The sequence below is a fragment of the Actinoplanes nipponensis genome (genome assembly GCF_016862275.1).
Classification (GTDB): domain Bacteria; phylum Actinomycetota; class Actinomycetes; order Mycobacteriales; family Micromonosporaceae; genus Actinoplanes; species Actinoplanes nipponensis.
Genome location: NZ_BOMQ01000050.1, coordinates 20,648 through 32,098 on the forward strand (window position 1 = coordinate 20,648; position 11,451 = coordinate 32,098).

General features: G+C 75.7%; 7 protein-coding genes. 4 read left to right on the top strand and 3 right to left on the bottom strand.

All coding sequences use genetic code 11. The features are described 5' to 3' along the window. Window positions 1–5: 5 nt before the first annotated feature. From Ani05nite_RS20160 to Ani05nite_RS20170, 3 genes are read right to left on the bottom strand one after another with little or no spacing between them, the layout of a single operon-like run. Entirely contained in the window at window positions 6–1,013 is a 1,008-nt protein-coding gene (locus Ani05nite_RS20160) for a metallophosphoesterase family protein (protein ID WP_239130406.1), read from the bottom strand. Further along, complete coding sequence (locus tag Ani05nite_RS20165) at window positions 1,001–4,750, bottom strand: putative glycosyltransferase family protein (RefSeq protein WP_239130409.1); 3,750 nt, start codon at window positions 4,748–4,750, stop codon at window positions 1,001–1,003. Before Ani05nite_RS20165 ends, Ani05nite_RS20160 begins: the two co-directional genes overlap by 13 nt. Continuing rightward, entirely contained in the window at window positions 4,743–5,042 is a 300-nt protein-coding gene (locus tag Ani05nite_RS20170; RefSeq protein WP_239130411.1) for a hypothetical protein, read from the bottom strand. Before Ani05nite_RS20170 ends, Ani05nite_RS20165 begins: the two co-directional genes overlap by 8 nt. Window positions 5,043–5,226: 184 nt before the next feature. Between Ani05nite_RS20170 and Ani05nite_RS20175 the strand changes: the two genes are divergently transcribed. The 4 genes from Ani05nite_RS20175 to Ani05nite_RS20190 form a co-directional block, all read left to right on the top strand. Then, window positions 5,227–5,757 carry a hypothetical protein gene (locus tag Ani05nite_RS20175; RefSeq protein WP_203770336.1) on the top strand — a complete coding sequence of 177 codons (531 nt, stop codon included), beginning with the start codon at window positions 5,227–5,229 and terminating at the stop codon, window positions 5,755–5,757. 132 nt (window positions 5,758–5,889) lie between these two features. Beyond that, window positions 5,890–8,124: an ATP-binding protein gene (locus Ani05nite_RS20180; RefSeq protein ID WP_203770337.1), complete on the top strand. Its 2,235-nt coding sequence runs from the start codon at window positions 5,890–5,892 to the stop codon at window positions 8,122–8,124. After that, the gene (locus Ani05nite_RS20185; RefSeq protein WP_203770338.1) at window positions 8,108–9,001 is read left to right on the top strand and encodes a sensor histidine kinase; all 894 of its coding nucleotides are present in this window, start codon (window positions 8,108–8,110) and stop codon (window positions 8,999–9,001) included. The genes Ani05nite_RS20180 and Ani05nite_RS20185 overlap by 17 nt, the downstream gene beginning before the upstream one ends. Before the next feature lie 106 nt (window positions 9,002–9,107). After that, on the top strand, window positions 9,108–11,451 hold a 2,344-nt coding region (locus Ani05nite_RS20190), incomplete at its 3' end, for a fibronectin type III domain-containing protein (protein WP_203770340.1).

Sequence of the window (11,451 nt, forward strand, 5' to 3'; positions counted from 1 at the left end):
GGCGCTCACCGGCAGGCGCCCTCCCCCTCGTCGGTGACCGCCCGGCCGGCCTCCAGGGCATGGAACCGCCACCGCCACCCGCCGGGATCCAGCTCGAGCTCCAGCACGCCGTGGTGGTCGAAGTCGGCGAACTCCCCGGCCGGGCCGCCGGCGCCCGCCGCCGCGGTGGCCTCGGGCCGGTAGTGCGCCTGGCCGCCGGTGCCGACCACGAACTGGCGCACCCCCCGCTCGTCCGGGCGGCCGTCCGGATCGAGCGGCCCGAACCGTTCGTAGTCGGCCTCGTGCCCGGAGAGCACCAGCTCGGCGCCGTGGTCGTAGAGGGTGCGAAACAGCGCCCCGGTCCGCGGGTCGTCCCCGGCCAGGCCGTTCGACCAGCGCGGATGGTGCCAGGCGGCCAGCACGCACCGACCGTCGTACGCGGCCAGGTCCCGGGCCAGCCACTCCTGCTGCGGCGATCCTTCGCCGCAGCCGCCGGCCACCGCGCCGCAGTTGGAGTTGAGCACGACCAGATGCCAGCCCCCCAGCTCCTGCGACCAGTACCCGCGCGGGTCGCGGACGCGGTCGCCGAAGTAGGCGGTGAACGTGCTGGCCTCCTGGACCCGGTACTCCTGGTTGCCGAAGACGGGCACGGTCCGCTCGCGCAGCCGCCCGAACGAGGGGCCGTACACGGTCCGGTAGGCCTCGCTGGTCGGCAGCTCGTACTGGAAGTCGCCCAGGCCCAGCAGGACCGCCGGCCGCAGGGCGACCGCCAGGTCCGAGACGGCCCGGTGCCGGCAGTGGTCACCGGGCGCCGCGCCCGCCGCGGTCATGTCCGGGTCGTCGGGGTCGCAGGCCATGTCCCCCACGGCGACCACCCGGATCGTGCCCGGCACCGGCGAGCACCGGCTCAGCGACCAGCCCAGCACCAGCGCCAGGACCGCCAGCAGGGCCGCCGCGGCCCGCCCGCCGCGGCGCGAGCGCAGCCGCGCGGGAACCAGCGCCCCGAGGGCCCGGGCCGGCCTCACCGGGTCCACCGGCGCAGCGCCGGACGGATCCGGGGGCGTCGCGCCCAGAGCCGCGCCACCCGGCCGCGCCGGCGGTGCCGCAGCGACCAGCTGCCCGGACGGCCCGGCGGCAGCCGCAGCAGGTACATCGAGACGACGGCGGCGGCCACCGTGACCGGCAGCAGGTACAGCGCGTAGCGGGCGATCCGCGCCGGGGCGTACCGGACCTCGACCGGGCCGCCGGAGGGCAGCACCCAGCCGTTCATCCACCCCTGCAGCCGGATCTTGCGGGCGCCCTCGACGCCGGTCAGCGTCCAGCCCGGCGCGGCGGTCTCGGCCAGCGCCACCGTGGCCCGGCCGGGCGCGGTGACGGTGCCGGAGAAGTGCGCCGGGTTGTGCCGCGTCCAGTCCACCGTGGACGGCGGGACCGGGTCGGGCCGGCGGACCAGCACGACGGACGACGGCGAGGCGACCGGCCGCAGCCGCACCCCGCGGTACTCGACCTGGGACTGCTGCTGCTCCCGGAGGTCGCGCAGGCCGTACAGGAAGAGTTTGGTCTCGACCGCCCCGGGATCGGGCGGGACGAGCGCCTCGTAGGAGGTCCAGCCCCGGTAGGCCGCGACGGTCGGCAGGGTGCGGCACAGGTCGGGCCCGCGCAGGTACAGGCAGAACTTGGGGTTGCGCAGGGCGACGCTGCGGGCCTGCAGCGACAGCTCGTACAGCGACGCGGCCCCCACGTCGTGCGCCGAGGAGCCGATGCAGGCCAGATGGCTCACCGCCTTCAGGGTGTACGTCGTCTCGCCGTCGGCGCCGATCTGCGACTCGGCCGCCAGCCCGGCCTCCTCGCCGGTCCGGTCGTCGTAGCGGAAGCAGTCCTCCAGCGGCTCGAACGGCGCGAGCACCGAGCCGGCCGGCCCGCCGTCGACGCGCAGCTCGTGCGGGCCGGCGGCCAGGTCCACGGTCGCCTCCGGCACGGCCGGCGGCCAGACCGTCGTGGTGGTCACCGCCTCCAGCGCGTCGACCCGCAGCGCCCGGTACTCGGCCACGGTCCTGGGCCGCAGCCGCTCCCCGACGTCGGCGTGCAGGATGATCTGCAGCTCGCCGGCCCCGTCCATGGTCACGACCCGCTCGTAGGAACTCCACTCGTCGTCGAGCACCGGGCGGGCGGCCAGCTCGCAGCCCGACGCCCCGGCCTGCCACAGGCAGATCTGCGGGCGGGCGCCCTCGACGTGGCGGTACTGCAGCCGCACCCGGTAGATCCCGCCCGGCGCGCCCCCGCTGACCACCACCTTGGTGCAGGCCGCGTGGTCGCTCGCGGCGATCCGCACGGTGCGGCCGGCGGCGGCGCCGGTCACGCTCCGGGTGAGGCCCAGCGCGGCCCACGGCCGGGGCTCGTAGTTGTTGCAGTCGAAGACCGGGGAGTAGTCGGTCACGGTGACCGGCTGCCGGGCCTGCGCGAGCAGGCTCAGCGAGGTCGCGGCGCCGATCGGCACGGTCGGCGCGGCGCCCGGCCCGTCCAGCGACACGGTCCGGCCGCCGGCCCGCACGGCCAGGATCCGGCGGTCCGGCGGGACCGGCACCGACAGGTCGGGCCGGCGGGAGACCGCCCGGCCGTCCACGGTCACCACGGTGGGATCACGCAGCACCAGCCGCCGGTCCGCCGCGTCGAGCCGCGGGACGAGCACCGCCGCGGCGCGCGCCCGCTGGGCCACCGTGTACCGGCCGGCCGGCAGGTCCACGGTCGTGCGCGGCGAGCCGCTGTCGACGGCCGGGACCGGCCAGTGCACGACGTCGGGGGTGACCGCCGCCGTGTCGTCCACCTGCGGGCTCAGCGCCACGGGGGCGCTGTCCGCCCGCGCCTCGATCGCGGTCCGGGTGTCCACGGTGCCGAGCACCGCCGCGCCCGCGTCCGCCCGGGCCGGCGCGTCCAGGACCCGGTCGTACGTGCGCACCGTGGGGCTGACGCCCTCGGCGAAGGTCCACATCTGCAGCATGCCGTCGACGTCGAGGGTGGCCCCCGGCACCCGGTCCATCGCCGCGGCCAGCACCCGGTCGTCGGCGAAGTACCGGTTGGGCAGGCCGCGGACCAGGTCGTGCCGGACCACCACCCGGCCGGCCCCGATCGCGTCGAGCAGCTTCGGCACCGGGGTCAGGTCGCCGGCCAGCAGCGCGGTCTCCACGGCCCGCACGTCGGCCGAGAACCCGGCCACGTCGCCGAAGTAGCCGTCGGGCTTGGGCTGCACCACCGGGTGCTGGATGAGCAGGTTGGCGATGCTGTCCACGCCGAAGAAACCCCAGGTCGTGGGCATCTGGTAGTAGTCGTCCAACGGCAGGACCAGCACCCGGCCGGGCCGCGGATCGGCGTCGATGCGCTCGGCCAGGTCCCACCACTGCGGGGGCACCCGGACGTGGGTGGACGGCTGGGTGGGCCGCTCGTCGGGCATCACCCCGCCGGTGTAGAGCGGGTACGGGTAGGCCAGCACCAGCACCAGCGGGGCGACGGCGCCGGCGTGGACCAGCGGCCGGCGCCACCCCGGCCGCGGGAACCGGCGGCGCACCCGGCCGAGCACACCCTCCACCCCGATGGCCAGCATGACGCCGAACATCGCCACCAGCAGCTGGCCCAGTTTGCTCATCGGCTCGCGGAACAGCCAGAAGCCGGGGGCGTGCAGGTACAGGAAGAGGTTGAGCCGGCTCAGCGGCGGCCGCAGTCCCTTGGCCAGGAACACGAACACGATGATCAGGGCGACCAGGCCCAGGGCGGCCCGGCGCAGCCGGCGCGGCGCCACCAGCGGGGCCAGGAAGACCAGGGCGGGCAGCAGGTAGCGGATCCAGATCCACCAGGGCCGGTCCAGGTCCGCCGCGAACGGCAGGTACTGCGGGCGGAACCACGCCCAGTTGGCCACCAGCGTCACGATGTTCTGCGGCAGGTTGTTGACCTGCGACCACGACCAGTTGGTCGGGTCGGTGAAGGTGGCGTTGGCGGTGGCGCCGCCCCCGCCGACGAAGCTCTGGGCCAGCGGCACCAGCCAGAACGCGTTCAGGCCGAGCGCCCACGGCACGGCCGGGACGAACCACTTCAGCAGGCGCAGGGCCGGGCCGCGGCCCAGGACCAGCGCGGCCAGCAGCGGCGTGCCGGCGACCGCCCACGCGTACGCGACGACCAGCATCGGCGGGTTGAAGGCGAGGAACGAGGTGGGCATCAGCGCGAACCCGGCGATCGGCGCGGGGATCCGCCGGCCCTGCGCCGCCCGCATCGCGACGCCGGTGATCAGCGCGACCACCCCCACCGAGATGATGTTCAGCGGGTTCGGCAGGCGGGTCAGGAAGAAGCCGTTGAGCAGGCCGAAGGCGCCGGCGGCGACGATCGCCGGCTCGCTGCGCACGAAGGCCCCGGCCAGGTAGGCGACCCCGAAGCCGACCAGGCCGTAGATGCAGACGTAGAACAACCACTGCGCCGAGTACTCGGTCAGCCCCACCGCCCGGCAGCACCAGATGAGCAGGAACTCGAAGCCCCGGGCCATCGTGTAGCCGGCCGAGCCGGCCCCGGTGATCTGATGGTTCCAGCTCCAGGCGGCCTCGGGGGCCCAGCCGCGGCGGATGAAGGCGCCGATGTCGCCGGCCGCGATGAACGTGCCGGTGCGGAACCACTGGCTGACGACGACGGCGTTGAGCGCCAACACGATCAGGTACGGCCGGGCGACCGGCCACGCGGCCCGGCCGAGCCGGCGCCGCGCGGAAGGGGCCCGGCCGTCCGGGTCAGTCATCGGAGTCCGCGCCGGCCGGCCGGTGGCGCAGCGCCACCAGCCCCAGCGGCACCGCGGACCCGGCCAGCACCAGGGCGACCAGGACGGCCGCGAAGACCAGATCGGGGTAGCCGAACGCGTGGGCGGGCCCGCAGGCCACGAAGATCGCGACCGCCAGGGCCAACGGGGGCCGCCACAGCCGTTCGGCCAGCGCCGGCCAGTCCGGGCGCCGGCGGTGCCGGGCGATCACCGATCCGGACGGCGCCGCCGCCGGCGGCGCGGCCGCCGGAGCGTCGGAGAGGTCCAGCGCCATGCCCCGGCCTCCTGCTCGGCTCCGCGCAACCGGCTTGGCCCGGCCCCGTCCCTCTCCTGATCGGCGGGGCGCCCGCGGGCTTGAGCGCCGCCGGTCCGGCCCGTTCCTCAACCTCAGCTCAGGTGCCGGGCAAGGTTGGCTCGCAGCCGTTCCCCTGCCGGGCCGGATGCCGCAGTCTCAACTCATGCCCAAGCCGACCGCTCGCCCCCGCCACCTGCTGACCGCCCTCGTGTCCCTGCTCGGGCTGGTCGCGGTGCTGCTGAGCGCGCCGGCGCCGGCCAGCGCGGGCGCCACCGCGCCGGACAAGCTGGTCATCACCTGGATCGACCACGGCACGCAGCTGCGGGTCGACGGCTTCGCGTACCGGGCCCGGGCGGTCGTGGACGTCCGGCTCGGCGCCACCCCGCTGCGGCAGACCCGCAGCGACGACACCGGGCGGGTCCAGGTGATCGTGCCCCAGGAGCTGATCGCCGCTGGTCAGAGCGGGGCGAGCATCGTGGTCGCCGGCCGCTCGGCCGCCGGCACCTCCCGCGTCATGATCTCGGCGGTGCCGCCGCGGGCCGCGGCCCGCGGCCCGGTCGACGTCCTGCCCTGGTCGGTCGGCGCGCTGCTGGTCGCCGGGCTGGCCCTGGGCGCCCTGTACCGCCGCCGGTCCCGCAGCGCGGGCCGCACCGCCGTGGCCCCGCTGGGCTACCGCCGCCGCCACGCCGCCTGATCCCCCACCCGCGCCGGGCCGCGGCGGACGCCGCAACCGCACGGAAACCGAACGCCGGACCGCTCCGCACCCGGCCCCGGTGATCCTCGAGCACGGACCTGCCCCCGGGTCCGTTCTCGGAAGGGTCTGTGGATGGGATCTGCGGCGCACACGCTCGTCGAGGCGATTGCCGGCCCTGCCGCGATCGTCGATCAGGACGGTCAGGTCCTACTGGCCAACCGGCTCTGGTCCGGTCCGGAAGGTGGCGGCTACCCACCCGAGGGCGCCTGGCTCGCCGCCGGCGCCGGCGCCGGCCCGTGCCCGGGCCACCACCAGCTGCTGGCGGCCGTACGGCGGATGACCCCCAACGCCGAGCCCACCGTGCTCGACTGCCGGTGCGACCCGGACGTCCCCGCCACCGTACGGGTCGCGCACCTGGAGAGCGACTACGGACCGCACCGGCGGCTCATCACCGTGCGGACCGCGGCCGAACCGGGCGGCGGCGCCGGGCCGGGCGCCACGAACGACGCCAAGTCGCAGTTCCTGGCCCTGCTCGGCCACGAGATCCGGACCCCGGTCACCACCGTGGTCGCCACCGTGGACCTGCTGCGCGCCCAGCCGATGCCGCAGGACGTCCGGGAGATCGTCGACAGCGTGCACCGCTCGGTGCACGGTCTCAAGACCCTGGCCGACGACCTGCTGGACCTGGCCCGGCTGGAGACCGGCGAGCTGCGCGTGCGGCAGGAGCCGGTGGACCTGCGCGCGGTGCTGGAGGCCGTCGTCGAGCCGCTGCAGCAGCAGGCCCGGCGCAAGAGCATCCTGCTGCTGTCCGCGCCGGCTCCCGACCTGCCGGCCACGCTGCTGGGTGACCCCGACCGGCTGCGCCAGGTGCTCACCGCGGTGGTCGGCAACGGGGTCAAGTTCACCGAGGCCGGCGAGGTCGTCGTGACCGCGGCGCCCGACGGCGACGACGCGTACCTGATCGTCGTCTCCGACACCGGGCCCGGCATCGCCGACCCCGACCGCACGCGGATCTTCGCGCCGTTCGTGCAGGCCGACTCCTCGGCGTCGCGCCGGCACGAGGGCGCCGGGCTCGGCCTGGCCCTGGCCTCGCGCCTGGTGACGGCCATGAGCGGAACGCTGGACGTACGGTCCCAGCCGGGCGCGGGGGCCGAGTTCCTCATCCGCCTGCCGCTGCGGGCCGCCCCGCAGCAGCCGCCGCCGTCCACGCCGCCGCTGCACCGCCGCCGGGTCGCGGTCGTGGCCCCCTCGCCGCGCTCGAGCCTGGCGCTGTCCTGGCAACTGCGCAGCGCGGGCGCCGAGCCGGTGCCGATGCTGCTCGCCGAGGTCACCGCCCGGACGGCGGAGGTCGACATGGTGCTGTGGTGCGACGACGCGCACGACCCCGAGGCGGTGGTCCGGGCCGACGCGATCGGCGCGGCCCTGGGCCCGGAGGGGCGGTCGCTGATGATCAGCACCAGCGACCCGCGGACCGGCGTCGTGCGCAAGCCCGGCGTCCTGACCGCTCCCCTGCTGCTGCGCCGGCTCGTGGCCGCGCTGAACCAGGAACGGACCGGAGTGCGCGGCGCGCCCGTCACGGTGCCGCCGCTGGGCCCCGGACGGGTCCTGCTGGCCGAGGACAACGACGTCAACCGGACCGTGTTCCGCCGCATGATCGAGCTGCTCGGCATCGAGTGCGACACCGTGCCCGACGGCGGCGCCGCCGTCGACGCCGCGCTCGGCGGCACCCGGTACGACGTGGTGCTGATGGACCTGCAGATGCCCCGGACCGACGGGCTGGAGGCGACCCGGCGCATCCGAGCGGCCGGCGCGACCACGCCGATCCTGGCGCTGACCGCGACAGCCCTGCACGGCGACCGGGAACGCTGCCTCGAGGCCGGGATGGACGGGCACCTGAGCAAGCCCATCACGCTGCCGGAGCTGCGGGCCGCGCTGGAGCCGTACCTGGCCCCCGCCCCGGAGCCGGAGGCCGCCACCGGGCCGGCGCCGGACGACCGGCCCGGCCTGGACCGGCTGCGCGAGCTGGAGGAGCAGCTGGACGACCGGGCGCTGGTGGTGACCACGGTCAACACCTTCCTCGCCCAGCTCGACGGTCGCCGCACGGCGATGACCGAGGCGCTGCGGACCCGTGACCACGACGCGTTGCGGGCCGTCGCGCACACGCTCAAGTCGTCCAGCGCGCTGCTGGGCGCCGACCCGCTCGCCGAGGCCTGCGCCCTGGTGGAGCGCAGCGTCACCGCCGGCAGCACCGAGACGGAACTGACCGCGCTGGTCGCGGGCGTGCAGGACGCCGTGGTCGGGGCGACCCGGCTGATGGCGGGCTACCTCGCCGCTGAGGAAAGGACCGAATGTGCCGCACAACGCTGAAGCCCCGGCCCCGGCCGGCGCACCCGGCGCGGCGGACGACGTGTACGCCGAGCTGGCCCGCCAGCGCCGGCGCAACGCCGAGCTGGAACGCACGGTCCACGAGCTGACCCGCTCGGTGCGCGACCTGGAGGCCTTCTCCTGGGAGATCAGCCATGACCTCAAGGCCCCGCTGGTCGCCGTCGGCGGGTACGCCCAGCTGCTGACCCACCTCGACGTCGGCTGGCCGCGGCCGGCCGGGTACGACGAGTTCGTCGAGGAGATCAACCGGGGCACCGACCGGATGCGGCGGCTGATCGACGACGTGCTCGCGTACTCGACGGTGCGCGGCGCGCCGCTGCGCCGGACGACCATCGACCTGGGCGCCCTCGTCGACGACGTGGTGGCCGACCAGGCCGCCGACGCGTCGCTGCGCGGCGGCCGGCCGCTGCCGCACATCACCCGCGACGACCTGCCGGCGGTCCACGGCGACCACGGCATGCTGCGCCGGTTGTTCGAGAACCTGCTGGGCAACGCGGTCAAGTACGTCCGGCCGGGCGAGACGGCCCGGGTGCACGTGACCGCGCGGGCCGGCGACGACGGCGTCGTGCACATCGAGGTGACCGACGCCGGTGTCGGCATCCCGGAGGGCCAGCACGAGGCGATCTTCGACGAGCTGCACCGGGCCCATCCGGACGCGTACGCGGGCACGGGCCTGGGCCTGGCCATCTGCCGCCGGATCGTGCAGCGCCTGGGCGGCGCCATCGGCGCCGATCCACGGTTCCGCGGGGGCGCCCGGATCTGGTTCACGCTGTCCGCCGTGTCCGCCGAGGACGGGCCCGGCCCGACCGCGCCCCGCGAGACCGGGCCCGTCCCGGTCGCGGCCGAGCTCGCCTCGTGAGCCCGCCGCCCCCGGCAGTCCTGACCGTGTCGAGAGACCCCCTTGAGGTCGGCTTGAGACTGCCCGCCGATGAGAGTGCCGCACACCCGAACCGAGAAGAGGCCTGATGGATCTGAGGCGAGTACTGACCGTGGTGAGCGCCGCTCTGGTGGGCGCGACCGCGACCGTCGTCGGCACCCCGATGGCGGCCCTCGCGGCGCCCGCCGCCCCGAAGGGGCTGGCGGTGGCCCGGTCCGCCGATGACGTACACCGGATCCGGATGGCCTGGAAGTCCGGGGACCCCCTCACCGACCACTACGTCGTCGACGTCGTCGCCGGCGACGTCGAGACGGTGATCAACGTGCCGGCCACGACCACCGAGTACGTGATCGACGCCCCCGACCCGTGCACGTCGTTCAAGATGCGGGTCGGCGCGGCCGGCGCCGACAACTCGGTGACCAACACCGGGTACACGACGGTCCGCTCGCTGACGCCGAGCACCGTCATGGGCATGGCCACCGGCCGCGAGGAGGACGGCGCGGTCGCCACGGCGACGTGGCGGGCGCCGTCCTGGACGGGCTACACCCCGCTGACCGCGTACCGGGTGGTCTTCGTCCGGCTCTCCGACGGCGTGGTCCTGGCCGACCGGACCACGACCGACACCTCCTTCCGGTTCCCCGGCGTGGACCCGGCCCGGGCCTACACGGTCTCGGTCTCCACGGTGAACGAGTTCGGCGCCTGCTCGACGGCGAAGTCGCTGCTGGACCGCTACCGGCCGGCCGACCCCACCGGCCTGGTCGTCCAGCGCCGCGCCGACGCCCCCGGCACCGTCGAGGTCGTCTGGCAGGCCCCGAAGACCGGCCCGGCGCCGACCTACTACATGGTCGGCTACGGCAAGGAGGCCATCACCGGCAAGCTGCGGGTCGACGCGCCCACCCTGACCGGCACCCTCACCCTGGACGCCACCGCGAGCTGGATGGTCGAGGTCAAGGCGTACAACGACAACGGCGGCAGCGGCGCGGTCACCGGTTCGGTGCCCGTCTGGTCGCCCACCGTTGCCACCCCGGCGCCGGCGGTCACCCCGACGGCGCAACCCGATGCCGCGGCCCCGAGCGCCGCACCGGCAGTCGTCGCCTCCCCCTCGGGTGACCCGGCCACCCCGACCGCGGAGCCGACCACGGCGCCGACCACCACGACGACCGTCGTCAGCGCCGGCTCCGACCGGACCCCGCCCACGATCACCGCGACGCTGTCGCAGCCCGCCGTCAACGGATGGTTCCGTGCGCCGGTCACCATCCACTTCACCTGCGCCGACGACAGCGGCATCATCGCCACCTGCCCGGCCGACATCCTGACCGGCGCCGACAACGCCGCCCTGCGGGTGTCCGGGACCGCGGTGGACGGCGCCGGCAACACCGCCACCACCACGATGACGCTCAAGCTCGACCGCACGCCGCCGACGATCACGGCCACCGTGGCCGGCACGCCGAACGCCGCCGGTTGGTACACCGCCCCGCCGGTCATCCACTACACCTGCGCCGACGAGGTCTCCACGATCTCGACCTGCCCGGCCGACACCCCGATCACCGTCGACGGCGCCGGCCAGAAGGTCACCGGCACCGCCCTGGACAAGGCCGGCAACACGGCGACCGCCACGGTGGAGCTGAGCCTGGACCGCGGCGCGCCGGTCATCACGGCCACGGTCGTCGGCGACGCGAACGCCGACGGCTGGTACACCGTTCCCCCGACCGTGCGCTTCACCTGCTCGGACCGGCTCTCGGGCATCGCCACCTGCCCGGCCGACCGCCGGATCGAGACGGACGGCACCGCCCAGCGGATCGCCGGCGCCGCCGTCGACAAGGCGGGCAACACCGCCACCGCCACCGTCACCCTCAACGTCGACCGCACCGCCCCGGCCATCACCGCCACCGTCGTCGGCGAGCCCGGCGCGGACGGCTGGTACCGCACCGCCCCCACCGTCCACTTCACCTGCGCCGACAACGGCTCCGGCCTGGCCGCCTGCCCGGCCGACGTCACCGTCGACGGCGAGGGCCCGGGCCGCCCGGTCACCGGCACCGCGGTCGACAAGGCCGGCAACACCGCCACCACGCAGGTCTCGGTCGACGTGGACCGGACCGCTCCCGTCATCACCGCGGCCGTCACCGGCGACCCCGGCGCGGACGGCTGGTACCGCACCATCCCGACTGTCCACTTCACCTGCGCCGACGCCGGCTCGGGCCCGGTCGACTGCCCGGCCGACGTGCCGGTGACCGCCGAGGGCGCCGGACTGCAGATCACCGGCACCACCACCGACAAGGCCGGCAACACCGCCGCCGCCACCGTCACCGTCAACATCGACCGCACCGCGCCGGCCATCACCGCGGCCGTCACCGGCGACCCGGGCGCCGACGGCTGGTACCGCACCACCCCCACCGTCCACTTCACCTGCGCCGACAACGGCTCGGGCACCG